The sequence below is a fragment of the Pontibacillus sp. HMF3514 genome, assembly GCF_009858175.1.
In the GTDB taxonomy this organism is placed as follows: domain Bacteria; phylum Bacillota; class Bacilli; order Bacillales; family BH030062; genus Pontibacillus.
Genome location: NZ_CP047393.1, coordinates 840341 through 867076 on the forward strand (window position 1 = coordinate 840341; position 26736 = coordinate 867076).

The following is a 26736-nucleotide window of genomic DNA, read 5'->3' on the forward strand; positions in this document are numbered from 1 at the left end:
TCTTCTGATTTGAGAGTGTTTTGTATGTGTAATAGAAGAAAAACTATAATGAAATAAGTGATATTACATATAGAAGTTTTATGAAAAATATTACGTAAGCATAGTTGTTATAGAAAGTTTCGGCGAATAAAGAAGCTTGAAATATATAATATTTACCAACGAAAATTCATGATAGGTTTTTGAATATTGGTCAAACTATGCTTACAGGAGGTGAGACAACATGGCTCAAAACAACTCAAATCAGTTAGTAGTACCTGGTGTACAACAAGCTCTAGACCAAATGAAGATGGAAATCGCTCAAGAATTCGGTGTTCAACTTGGTCCAGACTCTACTTCTCGTCAAAACGGAAGTGTTGGTGGTGAGATTACGAAGCGTCTTGTTCAGGCAGCTGAACAACAATTCGGTGGTCAACAGTAACAACTAAATATCTTGGCATAAGGAGGAATGGGCGACCATTCCTCTTTTCTTAATGGAGTTTTTTTCATGTTTATTCTATATTTTTTACATAATCACGCATTCTAAAGGGTAATAGAATGATGACAGACCTTGGAGGGATTCTGATGTATGTTTGTCCAGCTTGTAATGGACTGCAAAAAGTAATAAAGAATTGCTCAGACTGCGAGGAACACTTAACCGATGAGGGCAAGCTCGTGGACTATTTGGATGAGTATAGTCCATATTTAGATGATGAAGGATTAAAGTTAGTAGACGGAGACCCCGAGTCTACAGAAGATCATGTGTGTGTGCATTTATTGAGATGTCCGAAGTGTGGTACAGAAACGCACGTTAAGGTATCAGAGCAATCTAGTTAAGCAAATAGCAATAATGTACAAAAAATGCCTCCTACCATGATGGTAGGAGGTTTTAATGTTCTATATTAATTTGAGGGGAAGCATATTTATCGGATTCTTAACTCAGATTCCTTGTCAAAGAAATGAGCTTTGTTCATATCGAGAGCAAGGTCCACTTTTTGTCCGCCTTGAATATCTGAGCGAGAATCAACACGTGCGATAAATTCCTGACCACTAACAGAAGAGTATAGATAAGATTCAGAACCCATTAGCTCAGCTACATCGATAGTAGCTGTTATTTTCGTATCCTGGCTAGATTCGATAAATACAGGCTCATCATGAATGTCTTCAGGACGAATTCCTAAAATAATGTCTTTTCCAACATAATTTTGTTCACGTAGCGTTTTCATTTTACCTTCAGGAACTTTGATTTTGTAATTTTCCATTTCAAAATACTGATCGCTTAATGTTCCGTGTAAAAAGTTCATAGCAGGGGAGCCGATAAAGCCACCTACGAAAACATTTTCTGGCTCATCATAAACGTCTTTTGGTCGACCAACTTGTTGGATAATACCGTCTTTCATAACAACAAGGCGTGTTGCCATTGTCATTGCCTCTGTTTGGTCGTGTGTAACATAGATAGTTGTGGTTTGTAGACGTTGGTGAAGCTTTTGAATTTCAGCGCGCATTTGTACACGTAGTTTTGCATCCAGGTTGGAAAGTGGTTCGTCCATAAGGAATACTTTTGCATCACGTACGATCGCGCGTCCTAGTGCAACACGTTGACGCTGACCACCAGATAGTGCTTTCGGTTTACGGTCGAGGTAACCCTCTAACCCTAAGATTTTCGCTGCATCTTGAACGCGACGGTCGATTTCATCTTTTTTAAATTTACGAAGTTTAAGACCGAAAGCCATATTGTCATAAACGTTCATGTGTGGGTATAGTGCGTAGTTCTGGAATACCATTGCAATGTCACGATCTTTTGGAGCAACGTCATTCATACGCTTATCACCAATATAGAAATCTCCACCAGTAATTTCTTCAAGACCAGCAATCATACGTAGTGTTGTTGATTTACCGCAACCAGATGGGCCAACGAATACAATAAATTCTTTATCATCAATATCTAAATTAAAGTCTTCTACTGCTGTAACCTTATTATCATAAACTTTGTTAATATTTTGAAGTTGTAGCTCTGCCATTATGAAATCCTCCTGTATGTAAGCGTTTTTAATATTGTAACTTTAGTTTATGAGAAATCGCTTACATGGTAAATGGCAGAAGTGCACAAAGATGGAGTACATCTTTGTGCACATTACCTACTTATCCTCTTCAACATGAACATGCATTAGAGCTAAATAGGTCAAGAGTGCCCCTTGAAACTGTTTGATATTGATATTAGTTTTTTCAATATACTTTTCAACACGGTACTGTAAACTATTACGGTGCATAAATAATTCCTTGGCAGCTAAAGTTGCGTTGGAATTACATTCTAAAAAGACTCTTACCGTCTTTAAGAGTTCACGATCATGAATCGTATCCCCTAATATAGTAGAAACAATGTGTTGTTTGGTGTTTGAGTCTAATGAATGGATATATACGTATGGAATAATGTCTTGATACGTTGTTACAGGTTTAGGGAAATATGTTAGCTTTGTTTCAAAACATTGCTTTCCCCATTTGTAAGCCTCTGGAATATCATGAAGAGCGTGATAATATGGCGTAATGTACATATATAGTTTCATGTAAAAATCACTCATTAGCACATCGATCACATGTTCATATGAAATGCTTTCTTCATAAAGGTTAGATTGTTCTTCAATAATAAATCCCTGATGATCATTCTCCCATAGGATCGGCATCGTGTGAGGGAACAACCCCTGTATTGCTTCATGAAACGTATTGGGTTCAATTCCTTTTTCAGCGAGAGAGAAAAACACAAAACGAAACTGTGAAGGAGCTTTTTCTTGGTGATTGTCCGTTTTGTGGTGATAGATCCAGTCATACCAAATCCGTTCTCGTTCGGTAAGAGTAGATTGTTTTGGATCATAGGGCTCAAGCAATGTGTTTAATAATTGCAGTTCCTTGTGCTCTAGGTCAGAAAAAGGAATGCCAAAAACTTCCCCATTACTCGAGCGGAACCATTTATATTGACTTTGATTTACATTTACTGTAGATTCAAATATTATAATATTTGGATATAGTGATTTTAGTTGATCGAACATGGCAATCCTCTTTCTATGGTTTATTATTTATAGGAAATTATAAGATAGGTGGCTAGTTTATAACTCTTTAAATAGAGCGGGGTCACATCCAGCTCCAGCGCCCAGTAATATGAAATTTTAAGACCGAAGAGATTCGACGTGGTGAAAATTTCTAGGTTAAAGTACCACGGCTCAGTCCAGCATATACATTGCTACCCAGGCGCTTCAGCTTTAGTTCTTATTATAATACAATGTGACACATATCGACTTTATGCTCAAACTTTTTTTCGTAGCAATGCTATAGTATAATAAAGGAAGACCATTGATATAAAAAGTATGTTCTGGATATAGATAAAGCGAAAATTGCAAAAGGGGGCAAATAGAAATGGAAAATCAAGAAATGAACGATTATTCCCAAGATATGAAGAATCGTTTAAAACGTGTAGAAGGACAAATACGAGGCGTTCTTAAAATGATGGAAGAAGGTAAAGAATGCAAAGATGTTATTACGCAATTGTCCGCAGCACGATCTGCGATGGATCGTTCCATTGGTTATATTGTAGCTAAAAACTTAGAGACGTGCATTCGATCTTCTGAAGAAAACGGCGAACCAACAGATGAACTTATCCAAGAAGCCGTACAAATGATTGTAAAAAGTAGATAAGCAATAAATGTAAAGGACATCAGCCATGTAAGCTGATGTCCTTTTTATATCGCTACCCGGTTTGGCCCATACACTTTTGAAGCTATTAATGCTTTTGATGCTCAGTTTGATTAGGAAATGGTTCGTTTTCCTTCGGTAGTTCACGAGCTTCTTCAATCTGTGCTCGATTGTACGTGGAACGCACAGTACCGCCGGCCATTCCTTCGTTAATCATGCGATCTACATCCACTTCATACTTCTCGCGACTCTCTTCCTGATACCCTTTTTTTGGATCTGGCATATTGAATCCCTCCTTGGTGATAGCTTTCCTCATATTAGAGGGATCATGTGTAAGGAAGGGAAGGAAAATAGCCGAGCAAATTACACTCGACTTAAGTTTTTTTCGTATAATGTATTTACATAAAAGTATTTTGCGTACCGGAATGGATAGGAAAGAATCATGGATTGTTCTTTTAAAAAAGTTGGATGATCATAAATCGCAAAGCCTGGTTTGGAATTAGCTTCAAATAACCATACTTTCCCTTCTTCATCTATACCAAAATCAAAGCCTATTTCACCTAAAGGTCCTGACACTTGTTTTTCCAATGCTTTGCTAATAAGAAGTGCTACGCGTTCAAGCTTTTGATATATAAGCTGGCTTTCTCGGTCATCATACATTTCATCAAGGGTGTGTATCGATCCACCTCGTTTTACATGAGTCGTTAAGCTCCCTTTACCTGCAAACTTCATACATATAGCTGTTACTTCCCATTCATTCCGTTCATTTTTATTCGTGTGAACACGATAATCCATAGGTGTAGAACGTAATGATTTTAAACGAACTTCTGGTTGTGCGATATATCCATAAAATCCGTTAGGGAACTGTTGATGAAAAAACTTGTTCAAGTCTTGATAACGTTGGTGGATCTCTTTATCTTCATCATAATAGATGCACTCGATTTCTGATCTCTCTTCTTGGACCCTACACTTTTTAATACCTGCCCCTTTACTACCGTGAATGGGCTTAATAAAAAGGCTGCGGTGGTGATAAAGAAGTTCTTGAAATCTTTCTTTTGTAGGGTGCAAAACAGTTGAGGGGAGATAATGAGATACGTCGTTTGTTTTCCTGAGTTGGTCATAAATTTTCCATTTATTAAAGAAGCCTGTATTAAACATGATAGAAGAATGTTCTAAACGCTCTCGCGCCTCTAATACAAAAGGGTGATGTTCAACTTTCCGATTTGGGATACGGTCATAAATAACATAGGGGAATGGAAAACGCTTCATCATCCACTCGCCATTATGAAAGACATAGCCTGTAATACTTTGATCTTCCCAATCGATATGTTGGTATCCAAAAAATAACGTATCAAACCCATAAGACTGACCTGTTATAGTCATGGATTCAAAAACAGGTGTACGATCTCCAATGGGGTGTATATCATCATCTTGAAAGCCGGCCGTATAAACACCTAATAAGGGCTGAAATAGAATACATCCAGAATCAACAAAGCAGGAGAGTGTCTCATCTTCCGGTAGGCGTAATATATTCATTAGGTCATGAGAGATATAGAGTGTATCTACATCTTTTTGATGTGTCATGATTTCGGCTTCTGCCTCTTGTGTACAATACGTTAACGTCATCTTTTGATGAAAGCCTTTATAAAGATGCTTCGGCACAATTATTCGTTGTCTGTGGCTTGGGTATCGCTGAATCTGAAAGTGGTAGCTTTCCATATTTCATTGCCCTCCTGTATTACGGTCTCTATCCATACTTATGATTTAATAGAGGTAAACATGCTTTTCTTATTCCTTAAGAGAGTATAAAATTTTATGGAAGGGAATAGTGCTAGGGAAGCAGAAGTACTCTTCAAAAAGACGAGATTGTAATAGAGAAAGGTAGATCTTATGAATACGATCGTTATGATTTTATTAATGATGGGCGTAGGTGCCTTAATTGGTGGGGTCACAAACTCTTTGGCAATTAAAATGCTTTTTCGACCATTTACAGCGAAGTACGTTGGAAAAATAAAGGTTCCATTTACTCCTGGATTGATTCCTAAGCGACGCCAGGAGCTTGCTGATCAGTTAGGTAAAATGGTGGTAGAGCACCTTCTGACACCAGAAGGTTTACGAAAGAAACTGCATGATGATGCTTTCCAAAATCAAATGGTGGGTTGGGCACAACAAGAAGTGTCTTCGATGTTAAAGAGTGATCGATCTTTAAAAGAGTGGATGAGTGAACTAGATATCTCAATAGATCGTGATCAAATTCATAAAAGTGTCTATTCATTTGCCCATGAGCGTTATCATCAAATGATGAAAAATCAAAGACAGAAGTCTATTCGAACACTTATTGGGCCAAACTGGGACCATAAGGGAAAAGAAGCGATGGAGCAAGTGAGCGAATATGTCCTTCATAACCTAGAGGAATACATCTCGAGCTATGAAGGTAGGCAAAAGATAACAAACATGATTGAGAATTATCTTGAAGGACAAGGATTTCTCGCTAACATGGTTTCATCGTTTATTGGTACAGATGGATTAGCAGAACGCATTCAACCTGCTGTTTCGGATTATCTTCGCTCTCAGGATGCTAAGCTTTGGCTGAAAAGAATTTTAGAAGAGGAATGGGAAAAGTGGCTGAATAAACCTGTTCGCTACTATGAAGATAAACTTGGAGCAGACGTAACAGCAGAGGTGATTGCAACTACCGTAGCAGACGCACTTCCTGTAGAAGAATGGCTCAATCGTTCAGTTCAGGATATAACAGGAAAATATCAAACCTATATTGTAGAGCATTTCGTTCCAAAACTTGTTCACAAAACCGGTGACTTTTTATCAAATCGCATTCCTGATATTATGAGCAAACTCCATTTATCTGATGTGGTTAAACAAGAAGTTGAATCGTTTTCCGTTGAACGGTTGGAGCGCATGGTATTGGATATATCACGAAAAGAATTTAAGCTGATTACATACCTTGGTGCCCTTCTTGGAGGAATCATAGGTTTAATTCAAGCGGGAATCATTCTGATGATGGGCTAAACGATTTGTGCAATTCCTATACACAGTAGATATGGTCTGTTATAGTGGTAGAGGATAAAGAACGAGGAGGATTTAATTCATGGCAAATATTTATGATCAGGCAAATGAACTAGAAAGAGCAATTCGCGAAAGCGAAGAATTTCAAGGCTTAAAACAAGCTTATGAAGCTGTTATGGCAGATGAGAACGCAAAGCAAATGTTCGATAACTTCCGTAACACGCAAATCGAGCTTCAGCAAAAACAAATGCAAGGCCAAGAAATTTCTGAAGAAGAAGTAGAAGAAGCTCGTAAAGTAGTGGAAACTGTACAACAGCATCCACAAATCTCAAAGCTTATGGAAGAGGAGCAGCGTCTTAACACAGTGATTAACGACGTTAGCAAAATCATCACGAAGCCACTTGAAGAACTTTACGGTGCAGATGAACAATAAAGATATGAAGAACGCCAGGGTGTAGAACTCTGGCGTTTTTTTTGCTTTTAAAAGCAGGGATTTTATGATTTTCATCGAAATACATAATAAATGAATAAGTATTCAGTTTTCTTAAAATTAGGGGGATCCTTGAATGAGTTATTATAATGTAAAAACTGAACATGGCATTACACACCTAAAGTTTACGAGACCCGACAAGTTAAATGCACTAAATGTAGAAAGTCTAGAGGAACTAAGAGATCGTTTAAAAACGATTGAACAAAATGACGACTCCATTGTCATTTTATCTGGTGAAGGCAAAGGTTTTTGTGCTGGTGGAGATGTGTCGATGATGGAAAGTCTACATGGTGAAGATTCATTTCATGATGTAATGGGAGTAATTGAAGAGATTATAGAAACGATTTATCTAATGCCGAAGTTAATCATTTCAGCTGTTCATGGGTCTGCGGTTGGACTGGGGCTTAGCATAGCATTATCGTCTGATTATGTACTCGCCCATAATCAATCGAAGCTTTCTATGAACTTCATAGGTATTGGCCTTTTACCAGATGGTGGCGGCCATTTCTGGCTTCAAGAGCGCTTAGGTGTTCATAAAGCGAAACAGTTTGCTTGGCATGGAAAGTCTCTAGCGGCACCTGAAGCATATGAAGAAGGGTTAGTGGATGAAATAACTGAAGAGGAAGCGGAGAATGCTGCGATAAACCTTGCAAAAGCATGGCAGAAGCGCCCTCTACAAGCCATGATTGCAACGAAACAAGTTTATCATCGAAATCGCATTAAAGAGCTTCAAAGTTATATGGAACAAGAAAGAAACTTACAATACAAACTACGTGGTACACAGGATCATAAAGAAGGTGTACAGGCTTTCATGCAAAAACGAGAACCACATTTTATAGGGAAATAAGTATAAGATGTGCATTATAGTAAAACAAAAAAATGAGCATCCATTAGCATAACAGCAATGGATGCTCATTTTTAGTTTCTATTTACCGATGAAACAACACCATATGTCCTTCAGGAGCTACGCAACGATGTGTATGATCTTCATAACCTTGGTCAGCTAGCTTTTGTTGACCAATTTTTTTAGCATCATCATCATTAGGAGCTTCGAAGCTTTCTTCTAACAATTGAGTTCCATCTTGTGCGAATACAGTTAATACATAGGCTTTCATGATTGATTCCTCCTTAACAATTGACCACTTACTTTATTCGAAAAATCTTGTCGAATTCCTTCATGAAAATGATGAGGGATTTTCTTCCTTATACTATATCATTACACCTGAGGAAACTTATGAAACTTTTAACTCACTTCTGACGTATAATTGAGACAGAAGGAGGAGTAACAAAATGACATTATCCCTGAACAATGTAACAAAGCGATTTGGATCCTTTACTGCTGTGGATCAGTTATCGCTTCAAATACCAGAAAACCAAATTTTCGGCTTTCTAGGTGCAAATGGAGCTGGTAAAACAACAACATTTCGAATGATCCTTGGCTTAATTGATGCATCTGAAGGTAATATTACTTGGAATGATGGTGCTATAAACTACAGTAAAAGTCACCTTATTGGTTATTTACCCGAAGAGCGAGGGTTGTATCCTAAATTAACCGTAAAAGATCAATTGATTTATTTAGGTCGTCTTCGTGGTATGAATAAATCTGATATCATACGAGAATTAGATGGCTGGCTAGAGCGTTTTAACGTGCCGGAATATAAAAATAAAAAAATTGAAGAGCTATCGAAAGGGAATCAGCAAAAGATTCAATTCATTTCAGCGGTGATACATAAACCGAAATTATTAATCTTAGATGAGCCATTTTCTGGATTGGACCCGGTTAATGTCGAGGTCTTAAAGAAGGCTGTTATTAATTTAAAAGAATCAGGAACTTCTATTGTCTTCTCATCACACCGTATGGATCATGTAGAAGAACTGTGTGAACATTTATGCATATTACATAAAGGTCAGCCTGTTGTTCATGGAGGACTAAAAGACATTAAGCGATCTTTTGGTAAGAAAAACGTAGTTGTCCATGCTGACTTTGACTTGAACTATTTAAAAGGTTTGCCGGGTGTCATAAGCTATAAGCCTTCTACAGAGGGATGCGAACTTCAAGTGGAGAGTGAACAAGTGTCACAGGATGTATTCCAAGCCATTTCAGGAAAAGGGTTTGTCCGAACCTTTGATTTAGAGGAACCATCTCTTAATGATATTTTCATAGAAAAGGTAGGTGATTCCTATGAATAAATTTTGGATTATTTTCACCCATACATTTATGTCACGACTAAAATCAAAAGCGTTTATTTGGACGACAGTTATTAGTTTAATATTCGTGCTAGGGATAACGAATATTGATAGAATTATGGATCAATTTGGAGGGGGCGAAAATGCAGCTCAGGTAGCTGTTATGGATGAGAGTGGAGAATTATTTACAAGATTGGAGCAGCAACTATCCACACAGAAGGATGTTGTACATGTTCAAGAGTTTGATGGTACAGAAGAGGAAGCGAAACAAGCTGTTAAGGATGAAGAGTACAAAGGTTATTTACATTTAACCTATAATGAGTCAAACATTCCAAAAGCCCAGTATTTTGCTAACCAAATTGCTGAAAACAAAGTAAGTGGTCGCTTGCAGCAAGCCATCCAACAGTTAAAAGTAGCTGTGGCTACAGAAAAGGCAGGAATTGACCAAGGTACCATCCAACAAATATACGCACCAGTAGCATTTGAAAAGGTTGCTCTTCAAGAAAATGCGAAAACACAAGAGGAGTTAAATAAAGCACGTGGACTCGTATATATTATGTTATTCCTTTTATATATGGGCGTTATTATGTATGGGAATATGATTGCCATGGATGTAGCTAAGGAAAAATCGTCTCGGGTAATGGAGATTCTTATATCTAGTGCTTCGCCTGTTAAACAGATGTTTGGAAAGATTCTAGGCATTGCTTTACTTGGTGTCCTTCAATTCGGATTGATTCTGATTGTAGGGTATCAATCTATAAAAGCGAATATGTCTGATGATGGAATAGGCGCATTTCTTGGGGTAAGCGATCTAGATATGGATACAATCATCTATGCCATTGTGTTTTTCTTATTGGGTTATTTACTCTATGCCACACTAGCTGCCATGTTAGGTTCACTTGTAAGTCGTATTGAAGATGCACAACAGCTTATTACACCTATGACATTGATGATTGTAGTTGTATTCATGGTGGCGATGTTTGGTTTAAATGCACCTGACTCAAGCCTTATTACGGTTACTTCCTATATTCCTTTCTTTACACCAATGGTCATGTTTTTACGAGTTGGAATGCTTGATGTTCCTTTCTGGCAAGCGGGAATTTCGATCTTACTTCTTATCGCAACCATTATTGTGCTAGGGATTATTGGTGCACGAATCTATCGTGGTGGCGTGCTATTATATGGGAAGTCGTCCTCTTTAAAAGATATTAAGACAGCCATTCAACTGTCGAAAAAAGAATCGTCATAATTAGTAAATGTAAATGAATTCTACACCTACGACCAAGAATTCCTTAAGAATAAAAACACAGCGAGAGGATTACTCCCCTGCTGTGTTTTGTTTTTTGTATTGCATGTTATTCGTTTGGTTTTCAGGTTCATCACGGAACTTTTCAACAGGTCCGCTGTTTGGAGAGCCTTTTACACTAGCTGCACTTTTTCCGCGCTCAGAAGGGTCCTTTTTACGTTTTGGCATAACTCTCACCTCCATTCTTAGCATGACCAAGCTTTGGATGAATTATGAAAGCGAACGTGCATTCGTCTATTGGCTTTGATACAATACAGACAAACTTATATACACAGGGAGAAATAGGTATGAAGGAAACAATAAAATTTATACATAGCGCAGATCTTCATTTAGATAGTCCGTTTCAAGGTTTTTTTGACTTACCTGAAGAGATGTTAGCTCAAGTACGGGACAGTACGTTTCAAGCTTTTGATCGGTTGATACAACAAGCCATTCAACATGAAGTGGATTTTGTTTTAATTGTTGGAGATTTATTTGACCAAGATGGCAGAAGCTTAAAAGCTCAAGTACGTTTGCGAAAAGCTTTCGAAAAGCTGCATGAATATGGAATAGATGTTTTTCTGAGTCATGGTAATCATGATCATCTTGGAGGAAGCTTTTATTCTGTAGAATTTCCTGATAATGTACATATATTTAATGAAGAAACGGTTACCTCAATCCCTTATTATAAAGGTGAGGAAAAATGTGCGGAGATTTATGGGTTTAGTTATGAAAAGAGAGCTGTGACTGAACCGAAAGCAGAAGAGTTTATTCCTTCATCAGAGGATGTGTATCACATCGGTATGCTTCACGGTAGTTTAGCGACCAATACAGATCACGATGTGTATGCTCCATTTCGGATTGAAGACCTTTATAGCCGTGGTTTAGATTATTGGGCACTGGGTCATATTCACAAAAGGCAGCAGCTTAGCGAATATCCCCCCATCTTATATAGTGGAAACATTCAAGGCAGACATCGAAATGAAGATGGTGAAAAAGGGTGTAATCTGGTAGAACTCACAGAAACGGGCCACTCGCTTCAATTTTTACCTACTGGGATGATTCGTTTCGAAACTCGTTCTATTGATGTAAATGGTTGTGAAACGCTAAAAGAACTGGAACAGAAGCTTTATGACTGGAAAGAGGAGCTTCGTAAAGAGAGCGCTCCAGTTTTACTTCACCTCACACTTAAAGGAGACATTCCTTCTGGGGGTGAGGAGGCTCCTGATATTAAAGAGGAGCTACGACAAATATGGAACGAACAAGAAGAAGGGCAGGAAAACTGGATATGGATTCATAAGCTAAACGTCATGAAGGATAAAGGTATGGAACGAAATCAGCTTGCTCAAGGGTCTCATTTTGTAGGGGAATTGCTTCGTACAATGGAAGAGGTTGAAGAGGTTGAAGAGGTTGAAGAAGACCTACGTGAATTAACACAACATCATGCTCTTCGAAAATATGTTCAAGGTTTTTCAGAAGAAGAAAAAGAAGAGATTACCAAACATGCTGAAGATCTATTACTACGTGAGCTTTTAAAGGAGGGAGATTAAGCATTGAAACTGTTAAAAGCAGAAATATTTGGATTTGGAAAGTGGCAAAATCAAACCATTTCATTTGAAGAAGATGGATTAACGATTCTTTATGGGGAAAATGAAGCCGGTAAATCCACACTCCACGAGTTTATTTTATACATATTATTTGATCTCCCTCCACGTAAATGGAAGCCATTTGAACCTAAAACAGGAGGTTCAGTTGGCGGAAGACTTCACTTATCTGTGCCTAATGAAGGGACAGTCACTGTTGAACGTGTTGCCACCAAGAAAAATGGTGAAGCTCGCTGTATTTTTCAGAATGGCGAAGAAGCGGATGAATCTTATTTAAAACAACTTTTACATGGAATAGACCGCAGTACATATGAATCCATTTTTTCATTCGGATTAAAAAGTCTTCAAGATATTCAATCCCTGCAAGAAGATGATATCGGGAATGTTTTATTCGGTATTGGAATGACAGGATCCAAACAAATTTATGATACGGAAAAGCAATTAGAAAAACAGTTGGATCAGCGTTTTAAAAAGCGTGGGAAGAATCCTGAGATTAATCAACAATTACAAAAAGTTAAGCAGTTGGAAAAAGAGTATCAACGATTAAAAGAAGAAGAACAAACCTATCAAACCTATAAAGATCAAGAGCAAGGCTTGGAAAAAGAGGTGCAGGAGCTTCAGGAAAAACAAATCGAGAGTAGAAAGAGATTATCTTATATCGAAAAGCTCATACAAGTTACATCATCTGTACATGCCTACCAAGATGCTGAGAAGAAATTGGCTCAATATGATCGACCAGTCTCCTTTCCTGAAGATGGTTTAGAGCGTTACTATCATTTAAAAGATCAGTTTCTTCCATTTCAGAGTGAGCTAAATGTGTTAGAGAATGCGCGAAAGCAGGATGAACAGAAACTTGAGGAAATTCCGAATTTTGATTTGAAGAAAATTGAACTTGCCAAAAGCGTTACCAATAAAGCAGAATGGTATGAGGTTCAAGACGAAGAATATCATCAGATCAAAAAAGAGTTAGAGCAAGACAAGCATCGTATTCAGCAAGCTATTCAAGATCTTGGAATGGGGATAGATTTTGATCTACTTGACGACCTACATCTTCCGTTCTACACACAAGAACTGTGGGAAAACCTTGTGGAAGAGCATAAGCAGTTACAAGGGGATCTAGAAAGCAGTCAAGATCAATTAAACGCGCTGAAGGAACAGAAGACTCAGACAGAAGAGGATATACAAAAATTATCTACACAAACCTTATCTGATGATATGTATCAGCGGTACAAAGATGTAGTAGAGGAACACAAAGAGCAGAAATTGAAACAGAAGTTATCTGACCAGCAAAAAGAGGAACGTGAAAAACAAACAGCTCAATTGGAACAACAGCAGAAAAAACGTGAACAATCTGCAAAACAATTCTTGATAGTGGGTAGCCTGGTATTTTTAGTTGGAATTGTTCTTAGTGTTATGTTCTCCAATGCGTGGATTGCAGGAATAGCATTGTTATTTATGGTATTCAGTATTCTAGGTTCTCGGTTGTTGAAACAATCCTTAGCTTCTGTGCAAACTAGTTTTGATCTAACTTTATACCAAGAAACACAACAGTACACAGACGAAGAAATACAAAAGTTCCAACATGACTTAAATAGACATGAGCAGATCCTTAGTGAACTTGAACATTTAAAGCAAGTTATGCAACAACTTCAACGTGAAGAGATTCAAAATGAAGAATGGATGCGAACACTCCAGCAAAGAAAGAAGCGTTTAGACGAACGAATAGAAGAGCAAAAGCATCAGTTTGATTTCTTAGAGAATATTGCATTCGTTTATTGGCCTAAAACCTATCAGCGGCTTAATCAATTACAACAAGAGATAAAAGAGTGGAAAAATAAAGAGAATAAGTGCAATCAAAAACAAGAACAAGTTCATGAATTTGAAAAACATGTATGTTCTGTTGCAGATAGGTTAGAAATGGACCATAAACGGGTAGTGCGTTCTATAATAGAAGCATTGTTTCATTACCTTAAGCGATATGAAAAGATTGAGGAGCAAAAACAGAATTTACAAGAGAGACTAGCAACGACTCGCAATCAAGAACAAGAATGGATTCAGAAGCTGCAGCCGATCCAAAAGGAAATGAATCACCTGTTTTCTATCGCTGAAGTAGAAGATGAAGAAGCCTATCTAAGAAAAGGGAAAAAGCATGAACATGTCTTGATGCTCGAACAAAAGGTAGAGCAAAATGAACAACAAGTAACTTCTGTCTTTATAGAAGATACTCTTGTCCAAGATGTGTTAGAGCAGACTCTAGATGAGAAGGATCTAACTGAAGAACGAGATCAGTTGCAAAATGATTTAGAGCGTTTAGGTGAAAAGCTGGAAGTGAATCGTCAAGAGTGGGCTGATGTAAAATCGATCTTAAAACGATTAGAGGAAAACGAATCCTTCTCATCTGTACGCCACCGTTTTATACTTGAGAAAAATAGGTTGAGAGAGCAAGCGAAAGAATGGGCGGTACATCAAGTAGCATATTCTACACTCCAAAAAACGAAAGCCATCTTTCAACAGGAACGAATGCCACTTGTTATTGAATATTGTCATCACTTTTTCAACATCCTAACAAAAGGAGCATATATTCGTGTATTTCCCCCTAAACAGAATCAATCTTTTGTTGTAGAATCTAAAGATGGGTATCATTATGAAGCTAATGAGTTGTCTCAAGGAACGAAAGAGCAATTATATGTATCCTTACGCCTTGCCTTGAGTCGAGTTATTAGCGAACATCATCCTCTACCTTTTATCATAGATGATGCTTTTGTAAACTTTGATCAGATGAGAAAGCACGAAATGATTCAATTGTTAGGTGAAATTTCAACATCACAACAAGTCCTTTACTTAACATGTCCTCCTGAATCTGAAGCGTTAAATGAGGACAGTACAAAAAATTTATATAAAAAAATCAGTTTTTATTTGCCATGACCTCGCACATCTGGAATAATAGTGATAAAATATCCTAGGTGCATGTCGAATAAAGCTAGTGGAGGGTCGTCCATTGGTAGATAAAGAACAAGAATGGGCAGAATATGAAGAAACAATCGAAAAGTTTATACAGGTGATTGCGAAAAACATGAACCTATATGGGATCACATCTTCTGTTGGTCGCTTATATGGTGCATTGTATTTTTCCGATCAACCCATGACATTAGATAATATGCGTGACGCTTTAGAGATGAGCAAGACGAGCATGTCTACTGGGGTAAGAACGCTATCCGAAATGAAGATGGTTGAACCAGCGTTCCGGAAAGGTGTTCGTAAAGATTTATATAAGTCTGAGGAAGATTGGTATAAATCCTTTACCTCATTATTCGGAAATCGCTGGCGTCATCACACAGAAACAAACATAGAAGAAGCGGATGAAGCTATTGCAGAGCTTCAATCCATCGCTGATTCAACCGACGATGAGGAGCTGAAAGGAAAAATTCAGCGCGACATCGATCGTCTTCATTATGCGCAAAATTATTATCGTTGGCTGATGAAATTTATTCGTGTAGTGGAGTCAGGAGAAATATTTAAATATGTACCAAAGGATTAATTTAGGTTAGAGCGTGTTGATCACGCTCTAATTTTTTAATATCTGGAATTTTGGGTCATGAGATAAGGAGAAACCACACATAAAAAGACACCTATCGGACCATCTGATATGATAAAAGAAAAAGGGAGGTAGAATCATGAAAAGTGGAATTAGTCATCATGCTATTGGGGAACCTTTTGATAACTTCTTACTTATTAAATCTTCTACAAAAGGTGTAGCCAGTAATGGTAAGCCATTTTTAACCTTAATATTGAAGGATGCTTCTGGTGAAATTGAAGCGAAGTTATGGGAAGCTACAAAAGAAGATGAGCAAACCTTTGTAGCTGAAGAGATTGCTAAGATCACGGGAGAGGTCAGTCAATATCGAGGACGTCCACAACTAAAAATTCAATCTATTCGTCCAGCACAGCCTACGGATGGTGTGGATCAATCTGATTTCCTAGAAACTGCACCAGTTCCAAAGGAAGACTTGATTGAACGCTTAACAGAAGCCATATTTGAAATGAAAAACCCAAATCTGCAGCGAATTACAAGGCACTTTGTGAAAACTTATCAGGAAGCGTTTTTAACCTATCCTGCTGCGGTGAAAAATCACCATGAATACATATCAGGCTTAGCTCATCACGTAGTATCGATGCTAAACCTGGCGAAACAGCTAAAAGAATTGTATCCGGATATCGATCTTGATCTTCTGTATGCTGGAATCATTCTTCATGATTTAGGAAAGTTAAAGGAATTATCAGGAGCAGCAACACCTTCCTATACCCTTGAAGGGAAGTTAATCGGCCATATTCCGATGATGGTGGATGAGATAGGTGGGGTAGCGAAAGAATTAGGGATTGAAGGAGAAGAGGTTACCATGCTTCAACACATGGTCTTAAGCCACCATGGTAAAGCTGAGTGGGGAAGTCCCAAGCCACCTTTAATACGTGAAGCAGAGCTATTACATCTTATTGATCTCGTGGATGCTAAGATGAATATGTTGAACCGCGCATTGGATAAGGTCCAACCTGGAGAATTTACAGATCGCCTCTTTGCTATGGATAACCGTAGTTTTTATAAGCCGCTATTTACAAATGAACATGATGAGTAAATCATAACGAAGAGCTTGGGGATCCCAAGCTCTTTTTGTGTGGATGTTCCATAAACCCCCCCTTATATGGAAGACTTGAAATCGAGATAATGTGCGTATGGTTCCGTTGCTTTTGTGCAGCCCGCCTTTGCCTAATGGAGACTAACGGAACCGCTCATGACAAGGGTCTGAGCAACTTCTATGAATATGATTTCCAATCAATATGAGAGGGGAATCTCTAAATTATGGTCCGTTAGTCTCCATAATCGCGTGGAGGGAAGGAAACGGCAAACTGTCGTGGTAAAAAAGGGAAGACGAGACCCCGCAGGAACGAAGAGGCTATACAATGGAGGTTCTACTAAAACCGCCACATCATGTGGCAACGTAGAACTACCCCACGTCGTGTGGGGCAACAACAGGCTTGCCGTTTCACTGACTGCAACAAATTACTCAATAGCAACGGACTCCTCTCAGTTTCAAGTCTTCAACAATCCTGCCATATTATTGCATAAGGCCTTGTGTATTGCAGGAGAATTAGTAAATAAGTCATATTCACCTGTTTCATCACATATGCTTGTACAAACAAGGTAATATAAGGGAGGTTATTCCATGGTTGAAGGTATTCCGCTGTGGACTATTGCACTCGTTCTTTTGATTATATTTTGTGGATATATGGCACTTCGAGCAATTCGTGAGGACTACAAGCAAGAGCAAGAATACATTGAGCGTGAAGGGAAAGTATACATGGATCGAATTCAAGAAGCGAGGTCTACGAAAAGTTCATAATAAAAAAGCAAGCGCTTATGCGCTTGCTTTTTTTAATCGTTATTTAGAAGATGAATCTTGCTTTTCAGGAGACTTAAACAAGTCTTTGAATGCTTCATCTTTAATATCTACTTCTGCGTCTTTAATCAATTGGTCAATGTCAGCGCGAGCTTTGTTTTTATCGATCTTTTTGCTCTTAAGTTGACGCTTAATATCGCCTTTGATTTCTTCTAGTGGTTTCACATCTTTGTTTTCGATTTTATCGGTTACTTTAATAATGTGAAGGCCAAATTGAGATGATACTGGCTTACTGATTTCGCCCACTTCCATGCTATAAGCAGCATCTTCAAATGGCTGAACCATTTGGCCAGGTCCGAATGTACCTAGTTTACCACCATTTTTACCTGATGGATCTTGAGAATATTCTTTTGCAAGGTCAGCAAATTTTGCACCATTATCAAGCTTTTTCATAACCTCTTGTGCCTTCTCTTGGCTGTTTACAAGGATATGGCTAGCTTCAATTTTAGTCTTCATACGATCATAATGCTGTTGAATTTCTTTATCCGTTACTTCAACTTTAGCTGTAGCAGCTTTCTCTTGTAGAAGGCTGTACTCAATGACGTTCTTAAATTGCTTCTCATTTTTCATGCCCATTTGTTGAAGAGCTTGTCCGAATTTATTACCGTATTGGTCTTTATACTTTTGAACTTCTTTCTTAACTTCTTCTTCTGTTACTTCGTATTTATCATCAAGAACTTCTGTAACAACCATTTCATGTAGTAGCTTGTCGCCATATCGTTCCTTCAGTTCTTGGTAGAATTCTTCCTTCGTAACATTTCCATTTTTTGTTTCAACAACAACCTCAGATTCATCCGCTGAACTCTGGTTGCATGCAGATAATGTAAGTACACCTGCAGTCAAAGCAGTTGCTAATGCAATTCGTTTCATCAGGTAAACACTCCTAATCTAATGTGTTTTTCTCAGAAGCCATCTTCTCTAAAGAATTTGACTTTATAAACAGCGTACTCATAAGCAGCTCGTTTATTAGGAATTGATAACCAATCCTTGAAATAATATAACATATTTAGGAGATAAAACAATAGGGCATTCGAGTGACGATTGGAAATTTATTTAATTTTAGCACGTCTTTGACCTAGAACTACACACTACTAACTCGACTAAGCTATTGTCCTAAAATAAGAAAACTTTTTACAGATTGAGTCATCTGCCTATTCAGCGAATGGTTGTTTTGCATACGATATCTTAGTCAGCATGTAAAGGGGGTGTACTCATGGGTAAAGGATATGGCGGAGGATTTGCGTTAATCGTTGTATTGTTCATTTTGTTAATCATCGTAGGTGCATCTTGGTGGTACTAAGATCTTAAAAATAAAAAAGGCTGCATACAAAAGTATGCGGCCTTTTTTACACGTTAAGAAAGTATAAAATTTTAGTTTTGAAGCAATTCGACGTAGTGAAAATTTTGAAGGAATGAAGTATAAGCGCAACTAAACCTCTGGCTTCGCCTTAAAAGGCTTGCCAATCGGAAAGTATTATAAAAATCCTACCCCAATGGAGGTAGGACCTTTATGCGTACAAGACTTCAAAGTATGAAGAAAGTAGTAAAATCGTAATTAAGATATTAATGGTACGAAATACTTTAGGTTGTTTTTCGTTGGACATTTCTGTTTTCAGGCACAATGAATGTGTTAGTGAGTTGAAAACAAATAAAATAAATAGCGCAAATGGTACAAAAAATATTATCACGATTCGAACCTCCTTTTGCACCTATGAAAATACTGTATCAGAAAATAAAAAAGTTGAACAGATATAAGTTTTATATAGAAATATAAAAGCACCCAGAGTCGGGTGCTTTTCCTTTTATACATAGGAGTTTACCCATTGAGGGGATCTTTTCCATCCATCCATTCAACAAGTACTTACCCTAAATGCTCTTTACTCAATCTTTCTAACATGTCGTATAGAGCTAAAATTAATTTTCAGATTCTACATTACTGTTTATATTTATCAATTAAAATGTCATAACCATCTTTCACATTTTCGATAATGCATTGTTTCGGTGCTCTTACGAATTGTCTTACACATATAAAGTCTGTGAATGATAATCCTATATTCACAGAAGTAAATAAGATGATATATGCGTAGTAGCCTGGAAACACATAGCTTGTAATTAATCCAGGTATTGTTAAAAGTAACGTTGGGGCTAATGCCATAATAATGGACGTCCTCTTTGATAGAGATGAAAACGTGCGGTATGAAAAGGTAGGTAAAAACCCTTTCTTTAGCTTCCAACGTACACGAATGCGCTTATGAAGCAGCACAAGTGGAATCATATGCATCAATTTATGAATGGTTGGTAACAAAAATAATGCAATGGCTACGGGTAACATGCCATGATCTTCAACTTGATGATTCTGATGAATCATGGCAAAGGGTAGATATAAGAAAATAAACGATAAGACTCCAAGCATAAGGCTTAAAATGTATATGCGATTAGAGCCAAGGTCTTTCGTGATGTTGAAGGATTTCCAGCAGTTTAAGTTCATCTCCATCAACCCCCTTACTTGTGACAATATCTATAACAATGTAGTAAAATTTTATACATAATGACGATCTAAATAAGAACGGCTCTATGGAATGATACGATGTTTTGTGGAAGAAATCAATAGGGTTTCTGTAAAAAAATCGAAAGGGTTTTGAAAGGCGTAATTACGCATGATGAAGGACTCTTGAAAATGGAGATAAAAGTGAGGGACATGAATAGTGAAAAAGGACCACGATATAGAAACGTTGACCTTTTATGTAGAACTATTAATGCAAATGAAAGAGTTAGAAAAATATCCTTTTATGAAAATGTTAATTGAAAAAGGTGTAACGGAAAAAGAATATCAGGAGCTAATCATGTTACTTTCAAACATCAGAGAAGAATTTGAAACGCAAAAAGAAGCTGGAATGCTCGATTTCACAGGACTCCTGATACATTATGCAGGGAAATTAAATCCCAAGTTACACCCTGATGAACTTATGGATGCCCTTATTGAAGAGAAGCGATTCCTAGAGGTCATGGTACAGCTAAGGAAAATTAGGCAAAAAGATCATTACTTTTGATTTAGAACATCTTCACTAATATGTGCTGCTAACTTATCTTCCTGTTCGAAGTCGCTTTCAATATTATTAAGTGAACGTTCTAAGATATCCATGTATTCTGAACCATAAATTTCACGAATAAGCGCATACAACTCTAAGAATTCAGGCATTTTTCCATAGATTTTTTTCAAAGGGTTTGACCCTTGGATTAATGAATTTTCTTCTGGATTATAGGATTTCATCGTCTCAAGCAATAGACGATCCCCTTCTTCAGTCAATTGAATATACGTATTTCTTTTATCATTTTCTCTTTTAGAAAACGTTAATAAGCCACGTTCTTCAAGCTTCTTGGAAAAGTTAAATGCTGTGGAGACGTGCATAACACCAAACTTAGAGACTTCAGAAACACTAGCTCCATTAAGCTGGTATGCAATCCATAATATATGATGTTCATTAATATTGAGATTGAATGGCTTGATCCAATGTTGCCAATCCTTCTCAATGGCTTTCCATAAAGCTTTACTTAGTTGCGCCATCTTATGGCTATAAAGTAGTGCCTCCTGGATAGAATATTCTTGATTCATACACTCCCCGCCCCCAATATTAAATGATGTATTTTATCTATATATTTATACCATTCACCATTATTATGCCAAGAAAACATACGAGAACAAAGTATTAATGTGCAATTTCTTAAGAAAAATCATTAAAAAACTGTTTTGGCGGTCTTAAAAAGGGGGAAATATTGGGTAACATTTCTAAAAAAATATTTAGTTAACATGAATAGATCCCCGACTTTTTTAAAATCGGGGATCTATTAAATAGCGTTTACTTTTTAACACTAAAACAAAAATATCAACATTAATGATGGGAAGTTGATCCTAATGTTCTTATCACTTGTCTTTATTTGGATCTAAGTCTGCAAACGCTTTAGAAATAAGACAGTGAAATTGAATCATATCATTAAGTCTATCCTTTAAATCTTCAGCTTGATCTGTTTGAACCTGAAAATCGTCTTTATCTAAGAGAACCCTTGTTTCCTCTAAAGATTGCTTCTGACGTTCAGCAGCGTCAAGCCAGCGATAAACATATGAAGACATAAATTTATTAAATAAATCTTCATTAGCCGCGTACAAATCCTTACGAACCCCTTTTTTCCAAACCCGTTCCACTAAATTCAAATCAAGTAGACTACGGATTCCAGTACTCATAGAGGTTTTACTCTTGGCAAGAGCTTCACTCATTTCATCAAGTGTCATTGGCTTCCCTTCTATGTACAGGGTGACAAACAAACGTGCTTCAGAAGGATTCAAACTGAACATTTCTAGCGTTTTAGAAAATTCAGTTATTGCTTGATACTGAACTTCACTAATAATGTTGTCGGTATTATCAATATCTGGCATTGAAGGATCCTCCTTCTTACTTTCTATAAAAAAGCATACATGAAATGAAAAAATAATGAAAATATAAGAAGGGGTAGCATTTTGGAGGAATAAGAAGCATTTTAAAGCAATTATCTTTTAAAGTTTGTTCAGTTTTAACTGTACGTTCTAAATGTTTATAGATAAATGTATTTATCGTTTGTACTTTATAGATTAACAAGATATAGTATTAAAGGTGATTGATTGAACGAAATCATAACAAAATATTAGTTCAAATGTACTAGTAAAAAATTAAAAGAGGTGAACTTTAGTGCCGATCATCCAAGTTGAAAACTTATCCAAGATTTTCGGTAAGAACCCATCACAAGCACAAAAGTTACTTGATGAGGGATACTCGAAGGAAGAAATTTTACAAAAAACAGGTAACACTGTCGGTGTAAACCGTGCCTCCTTTGATGTAGAAGAAGGCGAAATTTTCGTTATTATGGGATTATCCGGTAGTGGTAAATCTACCTTAGTTCGTTTAATTAACAGATTAATCGAACCTACAGAAGGTTCTGTTAAGATCAATGGAGAGAACCTTGCTAAGATGAACAAACATGATCTTCGTGAAGTTCGTCGACAAAAATTAAGTATGGTATTCCAACGTTTCGCATTATTCCCTCACCGTACTGTCCTATCAAATGCTGAGTTTGGACTTGAAGTACAGGGGATGGATAAAAGTAAACGCTCTGAAAAAGCGAAAGAAGCTTTAGAGCTTGTTGGACTAGGAAGCTTTATTAATCAGCTACCAGGTCAATTATCAGGTGGAATGCAGCAGCGTGTTGGTTTAGCACGTGCGTTAGCAAATGATCCTGAGGTTTTACTTATGGACGAAGCATTCTCAGCTCTTGACCCCCTTATTCGTAAAGAAATGCAGGATGAATTATTGGACTTACAAGAGCGCATGCAGAAAACCATTCTATTTATTACACACGATTTAGATGAAGCTTTACGTATTGGAGATCGTATTGCTCTTATGAAAGATGGTTCGATCGTACAAATCGGTTCCCCAGAAGAGATTCTGGTAAACCCTGCGAATGATTATGTAGAGAAATTCGTTGAAGATGTTGATCGTTCGAAGGTTCTTTCAGCTCAACATATTATGAAGCGTCCTGAAACTGTAAATATTGAAAAGCATGGTCCTCGTGTTGCTTTAGAGCGCATGAGAGAAGAAGGGCTTTCTAGCATTTACGTTACGGACCGCTCACGTAACTTAAAAGGTTATGTTACAGCTGATAAAGCTTCTGAAGCGAAGCAAAACGATATTAAAGACCTAACAGAAATTATGGAAACAGACGTACCAACGGCTTCACTGGATACACCTATGAATGAAATCTTTGATATGATTCATGATTCCCCAGTTCCAATTGCAGTAGTTGAAGAGGGCAAACTGCGTGGAATTATTGTACGCGGAGCCGTAATCAGCGCACTAGCAGGAAGTGAGGTGTCCATCAATGAGTCTTAATTTTCTAGAAAATATTCCTCAAATACCCGTAGAGACTTGGGTTGGAGACTTAACTGATTGGATTACAGATACATTTGAATTTTTCTTTGAACCAATTAAAGAACATTTAGGTGACTTTATTGATTGGATGAGTGCGACACTTCAGCTTATCAATCCAGTCATTTTCATTTTATTAATTGCAGTTCTTGCATTTTTTGCAACTGGAAAACGTTTAGGACTAGCTATTTTCGCCGTAATCGGGCTTGTGTTTATTGAAAACCAAGAGTTATGGTCACACTTAATGGATACATTCTCACTTGTTATAACAGCAAGTTTAATATCCGTTATACTCGGTGTTCCATTTGGAATTTGGATGGCGAAAAGTGGAATTGTTCAAACCATTGTAACTCCTATTCTTGACTTTATGCAGACAATGCCAGCCTTTGTTTACTTAATTCCTGCCGTTGCATTCTTCGGAATTGGAATGGTACCAGGTGTGTTTGCATCTGTAATATTCGCAGTACCACCAACTGTACGTTTTACAAACTTAGGGATTCGTCAGGTTTCTACAGAGCTTATTGAAGCATCTGACGCATTTGGTACAACTGGTGTACAGAAACTATTTAAAGTACAACTGCCAATGGCTAAGAAAACGATCATGGCAGGTATTAACCAAACTGTAATGCTTGCACTATCCATGGTTGTAATTGCATCCATGATCGGTGCAGAAGGATTAGGTCAAAAGGTAATTGAAGCCGTTCAGCGTAACAACGTTGGTCTAGGTTTCGTTGCAGGTATCTCTATAGTAATTCTTGCAATTATTATTGATCGCTTTACGCAAAGCTTAAACACTCAAAAAGGTGACTAATTGTTAGGTACTTTTCAATTTGGAAAGTTCACTATAGAAAAATATTTAATTAAAAGGGGAGAACAATTATTATGTTTAAATTAAATCTGAAACGTGCAGGGATTGTAGCAGGACTATCACTATCCCTAGTAGCTGCTGGTTGCGGAAGTTCTGATGAAGGCGGCGAGAGTACTGATGGTAACGGTGACGGCGGTAGTGAAAAAGCTGCTGTTGGCGAACAACTTGATTACACAATCACTGGTATCGACGCTGGTTCTGGTGTTGTTGCAGCAGCAAAAAAATCTGTTGAAACATACGGCCTAGATGGTTGGGAAGTTCAAACTTCTTCTGGTGCTGCAATGACTCAGAAGTTAGGTGACGCAATTGAAGATGAAGAGCCTGTAATTGTTACTGGTTGGACTCCACACTGGATGTTTGCTAAATATGACCTAAAATATCTAGAAGATCCAGAGAAAGTATTTGGTGGCGCAGAGCAAATTAAGACAATGGCACGCCAAGGACTTAAAGAAGAAAAACCAAATCTTTACAAGATTCTTGACCAGTTCAACTGGGAAGCTAAGGACATGGAATCTGTAATGCTTGAAATCGAAAATGGTACTCCTGAAGAAGAAGCAGCGAAGAACTGGATTAAAGACAACCAAGATAAAGTAGACGAGTGGACAAAAGGCACAGAAAAAGTTGATGGCGTAGAAGCGAAAATCGCTTATGTTGCATGGTCATCTGAAATTGCATCTTCTAACGTAGTTAAAGCAGTTCTTGAAGAGCAAGGCTTTGAAGCAGAAATCAAGCAGTTAGACAATGGTGTTATGTGGCAGGCAGTTGCTAAAGGTGAAGCTGACGGAATGGTAGCAGCTTGGTTACCTGGAACTCACGGTGACCTTTACGAATCTTACAAAGATGAGCTTAAAGATCTTGGTCCAAACCTTAAAGGTGCAAAAATCGGTCTAGTTGTTCCTAAATATATGGATATCAGCTCTATCGAAGATCTTAAATCAAAATAATAATGAACACGTAAAAAATGACCTCTAATTTTAAATAAAAACCTGCTTAGGGCTTATCGCCTTAAGCAGGTTTTTTATATATGTAATAACCAGATTTTGTGGAGGGCATATTGCTATTTATGTCGAAGGGTTATAAATAGTAAAAAATTAAAAGGAGGTTGGGGTCATGTATGAGTTAAAAACAAAATGACAACAGTGTAATGGAATTTATTGAAGGAGTGGATAGTCCCAAGAAGCGTGAGGATGCATATAAGTTATTAGATATCTTTACAGAAGAAACAGGTTATTCTGCAAAGATGTGGGGCCTAGCATTATCGGTTTTGGATCGTATCATTATAAATATAAGACAGGACATGAAGGGGATGCACCTCTTGTTGGATTTTCACCACGTAAAGCCAAAATAAGTCTTTATTTATCAGGAGAGGAAAATAAGCGAGAGGAATTGTTAGAGGCGTTTGGAAAGCATAAAACGGGAAAAGCATGTGGTTTATATAAAAAAAGTCACAGATATTAATGTTGAGGTATTAAAAGCGTTTATTCAGGAATTTATACGCTTTTTACATAAGACATATCCAGATCAAACATAAAACCCTACCGTAAAAGGTAGGGTTTCGTGTAAGCGCGTACTACTCTTCTTTCGCCTTATCTTCAAGCTCTTTTAAACTTTTTTCAATTTCTTGCAGGTGTTTTTGAATGTTTCGCTGGTGAGGTTCAATCGTGTTTCTCCAGCTTTCGATGGAGGTTTTTACATCAGCAGATAAATCTTTAAGTAAAGTTGCACCTTCTTTAGACGTGCGTGCAATTTGGTCGGTTAACTCTTTGCCTTCGCCTTTCAAGTTTTCCAACGTATGTTTGAAACGGGTGCCTGAACTTTTCGCTTGGTGGCGTAATTGTTCACCAGATTTAGGCGCAGAGAGTAAGGTAGCGGATGCACTAACAACTCCACCAATGACAAATCCAAGTAATAGCGATTTTCCTTTTCCCATATTCCCAACTCCTTTCTACTTCTATTATAGCCAATTTCCCTAATAATGTAGAGGAGTAAACGTCTTTTACTTAAGAAAAACTTGGTTATCGTAAAAATTTTCTGTTAAACAAGATTATATAAGCTTTGAGTTTATTCAATTATATGGCAGTTATCTGGAATAACTGTTTTAGTGAGAGAGGCGGTTCCGTTGCTATTGTGGAGTGCGGCAGGCTTGGGAACGGGTTGCTTTCCCCGGACGAACGATCGAGCCTCCTCATCCGCTACGCTTCTTGCGGGGTC

Annotated in this window: 30 protein-coding genes and 1 pseudogene; 19 read left to right on the top strand and 12 right to left on the bottom strand. The window is 37.5% G+C overall.

Annotation, left to right across the window (positions count from 1 at the left end):
• Positions 1-220: 220 nt before the first annotated feature.
• Positions 221-418 carry an alpha/beta-type small acid-soluble spore protein gene (locus GS400_RS04400; RefSeq protein ID WP_160099369.1) on the top strand — a complete coding sequence of 66 codons (198 nt, stop codon included), beginning with the start codon at positions 221-223 and terminating at the stop codon, positions 416-418.
• A gap of 143 nt (positions 419-561) precedes the next feature.
• Positions 562-813 carry a hypothetical protein gene (locus tag GS400_RS04405; RefSeq protein WP_160099370.1) on the top strand — a complete coding sequence of 84 codons (252 nt, stop codon included), beginning with the start codon at positions 562-564 and terminating at the stop codon, positions 811-813.
• An 86-nt stretch (positions 814-899) separates the two neighbouring features.
• On the opposite strand, the gene GS400_RS04410 is transcribed toward GS400_RS04405, so the two are convergent.
• A complete protein-coding gene (locus GS400_RS04410; protein WP_160099372.1) occupies positions 900-1997 on the bottom strand; it encodes an ABC transporter ATP-binding protein in 1098 nt (365 codons plus the stop codon).
• 117 nt (positions 1998-2114) lie between these two features.
• Complete coding sequence (locus tag GS400_RS04415) at positions 2115-3020, bottom strand: PucR family transcriptional regulator (protein ID WP_160099374.1); 906 nt, start codon at positions 3018-3020, stop codon at positions 2115-2117.
• Positions 3021-3384: 364 nt separating this feature from the next.
• On the opposite strand from GS400_RS04415, the gene GS400_RS04420 reads away from it, so the two are divergent.
• Positions 3385-3663, top strand: coding sequence for a metal-sensitive transcriptional regulator (locus tag GS400_RS04420; RefSeq protein ID WP_201450134.1), 279 nt, complete (start codon positions 3385-3387; stop codon positions 3661-3663).
• 85 nt (positions 3664-3748) lie between these two features.
• On the opposite strand, the gene GS400_RS04425 is transcribed toward GS400_RS04420, so the two are convergent.
• A complete protein-coding gene (locus GS400_RS04425; protein ID WP_160099376.1) occupies positions 3749-3943 on the bottom strand; it encodes a hypothetical protein in 195 nt (64 codons plus the stop codon).
• 80 nt (positions 3944-4023) lie between these two features.
• Positions 4024-5379: a YheC/YheD family endospore coat-associated protein gene (locus GS400_RS04430; RefSeq protein WP_160099378.1), complete on the bottom strand. Its 1356-nt coding sequence runs from the start codon at positions 5377-5379 to the stop codon at positions 4024-4026.
• Between the two features lie 171 nt (positions 5380-5550).
• Between GS400_RS04430 and GS400_RS04435 the strand changes: the two genes are divergently transcribed.
• From GS400_RS04435 to GS400_RS04445, 3 genes are all read left to right on the top strand, one after another.
• Positions 5551-6687, top strand: a complete 1137-nt coding sequence (locus GS400_RS04435; protein ID WP_236561133.1) for a DUF445 domain-containing protein — start codon at positions 5551-5553, stop codon at positions 6685-6687.
• A gap of 79 nt (positions 6688-6766) precedes the next feature.
• Positions 6767-7117 carry a YlbF/YmcA family competence regulator gene (locus tag GS400_RS04440; protein ID WP_160099382.1) on the top strand — a complete coding sequence of 117 codons (351 nt, stop codon included), beginning with the start codon at positions 6767-6769 and terminating at the stop codon, positions 7115-7117.
• Positions 7118-7250: 133 nt separating this feature from the next.
• Positions 7251-8021, top strand: coding sequence for an enoyl-CoA hydratase (locus GS400_RS04445; RefSeq protein ID WP_160099384.1), 771 nt, complete (start codon positions 7251-7253; stop codon positions 8019-8021).
• A gap of 82 nt (positions 8022-8103) precedes the next feature.
• On the opposite strand, the gene GS400_RS04450 is transcribed toward GS400_RS04445, so the two are convergent.
• Positions 8104-8289, bottom strand: coding sequence for a YhzD family protein (locus GS400_RS04450; protein WP_160099386.1), 186 nt, complete (start codon positions 8287-8289; stop codon positions 8104-8106).
• Positions 8290-8464: 175 nt separating this feature from the next.
• Here GS400_RS04450 and GS400_RS04455 point away from each other — a divergent pair, with 175 nt between their 5' ends.
• The gene (locus GS400_RS04455; RefSeq protein ID WP_160099388.1) at positions 8465-9364 is read left to right on the top strand and encodes an ABC transporter ATP-binding protein; all 900 of its coding nucleotides are present in this window, start codon (positions 8465-8467) and stop codon (positions 9362-9364) included.
• Complete coding sequence (locus GS400_RS04460) at positions 9357-10610, top strand: ABC transporter permease (protein WP_160099390.1); 1254 nt, start codon at positions 9357-9359, stop codon at positions 10608-10610. The genes GS400_RS04455 and GS400_RS04460 overlap by 8 nt, the downstream gene beginning before the upstream one ends.
• 69 nt (positions 10611-10679) lie before the next feature.
• On the opposite strand, the gene GS400_RS04465 is transcribed toward GS400_RS04460, so the two are convergent.
• The gene (locus GS400_RS04465) at positions 10680-10835 is read right to left on the bottom strand and encodes a YuzL family protein (RefSeq protein WP_160099392.1); all 156 of its coding nucleotides are present in this window, start codon (positions 10833-10835) and stop codon (positions 10680-10682) included.
• A 119-nt stretch (positions 10836-10954) separates the two neighbouring features.
• Here GS400_RS04465 and GS400_RS04470 point away from each other — a divergent pair, with 119 nt between their 5' ends.
• From GS400_RS04470 to GS400_RS04490, 5 genes are all read left to right on the top strand, one after another.
• Positions 10955-12196, top strand: a complete 1242-nt coding sequence (locus GS400_RS04470) for a metallophosphoesterase family protein (RefSeq protein ID WP_160099394.1) — start codon at positions 10955-10957, stop codon at positions 12194-12196.
• 3 nt (positions 12197-12199) lie between these two features.
• Positions 12200-15175: an ATP-binding protein gene (locus GS400_RS04475; RefSeq protein WP_160099396.1), complete on the top strand. Its 2976-nt coding sequence runs from the start codon at positions 12200-12202 to the stop codon at positions 15173-15175.
• A 73-nt stretch (positions 15176-15248) separates the two neighbouring features.
• Positions 15249-15788: a GbsR/MarR family transcriptional regulator gene (locus GS400_RS04480; RefSeq protein WP_027447123.1), complete on the top strand. Its 540-nt coding sequence runs from the start codon at positions 15249-15251 to the stop codon at positions 15786-15788.
• Positions 15789-15924: 136 nt separating this feature from the next.
• Entirely contained in the window at positions 15925-16881 is a 957-nt protein-coding gene (gene yhaM, locus GS400_RS04485) for a 3'-5' exoribonuclease YhaM (RefSeq protein WP_160099398.1), read from the top strand.
• 588 nt (positions 16882-17469) lie between these two features.
• Entirely contained in the window at positions 17470-17646 is a 177-nt protein-coding gene (locus GS400_RS04490; protein ID WP_160099400.1) for a sporulation YhaL family protein, read from the top strand.
• Between the two features lie 39 nt (positions 17647-17685).
• Here GS400_RS04490 and GS400_RS04495 read toward each other — a convergent pair whose 3' ends face one another.
• The gene (locus GS400_RS04495; RefSeq protein WP_160099402.1) at positions 17686-18573 is read right to left on the bottom strand and encodes a peptidylprolyl isomerase; all 888 of its coding nucleotides are present in this window, start codon (positions 18571-18573) and stop codon (positions 17686-17688) included.
• Positions 18574-18916: 343 nt separating this feature from the next.
• Between GS400_RS04495 and GS400_RS04500 the strand changes: the two genes are divergently transcribed.
• On the top strand, positions 18917-19003 hold the full coding sequence (locus GS400_RS04500) for a YjcZ family sporulation protein (protein WP_160104509.1): 87 nt from the start codon (positions 18917-18919) through the stop codon (positions 19001-19003).
• A 208-nt stretch (positions 19004-19211) separates the two neighbouring features.
• On the opposite strand, the gene GS400_RS04505 is transcribed toward GS400_RS04500, so the two are convergent.
• Both GS400_RS04505 and GS400_RS04510 read right to left on the bottom strand, forming a co-directional pair.
• Positions 19212-19391 (bottom strand): hypothetical protein, encoded by a 180-nt coding sequence (locus tag GS400_RS04505; protein ID WP_081673003.1) that lies wholly within the window; start codon positions 19389-19391, stop codon positions 19212-19214.
• Between the two features lie 245 nt (positions 19392-19636).
• Entirely contained in the window at positions 19637-20191 is a 555-nt protein-coding gene (locus GS400_RS04510; RefSeq protein WP_160099404.1) for a DUF3267 domain-containing protein, read from the bottom strand.
• A gap of 217 nt (positions 20192-20408) precedes the next feature.
• Here GS400_RS04510 and GS400_RS04515 point away from each other — a divergent pair, with 217 nt between their 5' ends.
• A complete protein-coding gene (locus GS400_RS04515; RefSeq protein WP_160099406.1) occupies positions 20409-20753 on the top strand; it encodes a DUF1878 family protein in 345 nt (114 codons plus the stop codon).
• Here GS400_RS04515 and GS400_RS04520 read toward each other — a convergent pair.
• Together GS400_RS04520 and GS400_RS04525 are read right to left on the bottom strand one after the other, a co-directional pair.
• Positions 20744-21316, bottom strand: a complete 573-nt coding sequence (locus GS400_RS04520) for an HTH-type transcriptional regulator Hpr (RefSeq protein ID WP_160099408.1) — start codon at positions 21314-21316, stop codon at positions 20744-20746. The two genes, GS400_RS04515 and GS400_RS04520, sit on opposite strands and share 10 nt — an antisense overlap.
• A gap of 309 nt (positions 21317-21625) precedes the next feature.
• The gene (locus tag GS400_RS04525; RefSeq protein ID WP_160099410.1) at positions 21626-22135 is read right to left on the bottom strand and encodes a GbsR/MarR family transcriptional regulator; all 510 of its coding nucleotides are present in this window, start codon (positions 22133-22135) and stop codon (positions 21626-21628) included.
• A 289-nt stretch (positions 22136-22424) separates the two neighbouring features.
• Here GS400_RS04525 and GS400_RS04530 point away from each other — a divergent pair, with 289 nt between their 5' ends.
• The 4 genes and pseudogenes from GS400_RS04530 to GS400_RS04545 all read left to right on the top strand — a co-directional run bounded on the left by GS400_RS04530 (position 22425) and on the right by GS400_RS04545 (position 26056).
• The gene (locus GS400_RS04530) at positions 22425-23621 is read left to right on the top strand and encodes a quaternary amine ABC transporter ATP-binding protein (RefSeq protein WP_160099412.1); all 1197 of its coding nucleotides are present in this window, start codon (positions 22425-22427) and stop codon (positions 23619-23621) included.
• Entirely contained in the window at positions 23611-24468 is an 858-nt protein-coding gene (locus tag GS400_RS04535) for an ABC transporter permease (RefSeq protein ID WP_160099414.1), read from the top strand. The genes GS400_RS04530 and GS400_RS04535 overlap by 11 nt, the downstream gene beginning before the upstream one ends.
• A 71-nt stretch (positions 24469-24539) precedes the next feature.
• Positions 24540-25469 carry a glycine betaine ABC transporter substrate-binding protein gene (locus GS400_RS04540; RefSeq protein WP_160099416.1) on the top strand — a complete coding sequence of 310 codons (930 nt, stop codon included), beginning with the start codon at positions 24540-24542 and terminating at the stop codon, positions 25467-25469.
• Positions 25470-25669: 200 nt separating this feature from the next.
• Positions 25670-26056, top strand: a pseudogene (locus tag GS400_RS04545) (DUF1801 domain-containing protein).
• 39 nt (positions 26057-26095) lie between these two features.
• Here the strand turns inward: GS400_RS04545 and GS400_RS04550 are convergent.
• Positions 26096-26455, bottom strand: coding sequence for a YtxH domain-containing protein (locus GS400_RS04550; protein ID WP_160099418.1), 360 nt, complete (start codon positions 26453-26455; stop codon positions 26096-26098).
• Positions 26456-26736 lie beyond the last annotated feature (281 nt).

Coding starts and splice junctions, on each gene's coding strand:
- GS400_RS04500 (WP_160104509.1), top strand. CDS start 18,917: ATGGGTAAAGGATATGGCGGAGGATTTGCGTTAATCGTTGTATTGTTC.
- GS400_RS04520 (WP_160099408.1), bottom strand. CDS start 21,316: ATGAATCAAGAATATTCTATCCAGGAGGCACTACTTTATAGCCATAAG.
- GS400_RS04410 (WP_160099372.1), bottom strand. CDS start 1,997: ATGGCAGAGCTACAACTTCAAAATATTAACAAAGTTTATGATAATAAG.
- GS400_RS04525 (WP_160099410.1), bottom strand. CDS start 22,135: ATGCCAGATATTGATAATACCGACAACATTATTAGTGAAGTTCAGTAT.
- GS400_RS04495 (WP_160099402.1), bottom strand. CDS start 18,573: ATGAAACGAATTGCATTAGCAACTGCTTTGACTGCAGGTGTACTTACA.
- GS400_RS04400 (WP_160099369.1), top strand. CDS start 221: ATGGCTCAAAACAACTCAAATCAGTTAGTAGTACCTGGTGTACAACAA.
- GS400_RS04455 (WP_160099388.1), top strand. CDS start 8,465: ATGACATTATCCCTGAACAATGTAACAAAGCGATTTGGATCCTTTACT.
- GS400_RS04435 (WP_236561133.1), top strand. CDS start 5,551: ATGAATACGATCGTTATGATTTTATTAATGATGGGCGTAGGTGCCTTA.
- GS400_RS04540 (WP_160099416.1), top strand. CDS start 24,540: ATGTTTAAATTAAATCTGAAACGTGCAGGGATTGTAGCAGGACTATCA.
- GS400_RS04450 (WP_160099386.1), bottom strand. CDS start 8,289: ATGAAAGCCTATGTATTAACTGTATTCGCACAAGATGGAACTCAATTG.
- GS400_RS04510 (WP_160099404.1), bottom strand. CDS start 20,191: ATGAACTTAAACTGCTGGAAATCCTTCAACATCACGAAAGACCTTGGC.
- GS400_RS04490 (WP_160099400.1), top strand. CDS start 17,470: ATGGTTGAAGGTATTCCGCTGTGGACTATTGCACTCGTTCTTTTGATT.
- GS400_RS04430 (WP_160099378.1), bottom strand. CDS start 5,379: ATGGAAAGCTACCACTTTCAGATTCAGCGATACCCAAGCCACAGACAA.
- GS400_RS04440 (WP_160099382.1), top strand. CDS start 6,767: ATGGCAAATATTTATGATCAGGCAAATGAACTAGAAAGAGCAATTCGC.
- GS400_RS04550 (WP_160099418.1), bottom strand. CDS start 26,455: ATGGGAAAAGGAAAATCGCTATTACTTGGATTTGTCATTGGTGGAGTT.
- GS400_RS04405 (WP_160099370.1), top strand. CDS start 562: ATGTATGTTTGTCCAGCTTGTAATGGACTGCAAAAAGTAATAAAGAAT.
- GS400_RS04425 (WP_160099376.1), bottom strand. CDS start 3,943: ATGCCAGATCCAAAAAAAGGGTATCAGGAAGAGAGTCGCGAGAAGTAT.
- GS400_RS04445 (WP_160099384.1), top strand. CDS start 7,251: ATGAGTTATTATAATGTAAAAACTGAACATGGCATTACACACCTAAAG.
- GS400_RS04465 (WP_160099392.1), bottom strand. CDS start 10,835: ATGCCAAAACGTAAAAAGGACCCTTCTGAGCGCGGAAAAAGTGCAGCT.
- GS400_RS04460 (WP_160099390.1), top strand. CDS start 9,357: ATGAATAAATTTTGGATTATTTTCACCCATACATTTATGTCACGACTA.
- GS400_RS04470 (WP_160099394.1), top strand. CDS start 10,955: ATGAAGGAAACAATAAAATTTATACATAGCGCAGATCTTCATTTAGAT.
- GS400_RS04535 (WP_160099414.1), top strand. CDS start 23,611: ATGAGTCTTAATTTTCTAGAAAATATTCCTCAAATACCCGTAGAGACT.
- GS400_RS04420 (WP_201450134.1), top strand. CDS start 3,385: ATGGAAAATCAAGAAATGAACGATTATTCCCAAGATATGAAGAATCGT.
- GS400_RS04415 (WP_160099374.1), bottom strand. CDS start 3,020: ATGTTCGATCAACTAAAATCACTATATCCAAATATTATAATATTTGAA.
- yhaM (WP_160099398.1), top strand. CDS start 15,925: ATGAAAAGTGGAATTAGTCATCATGCTATTGGGGAACCTTTTGATAAC.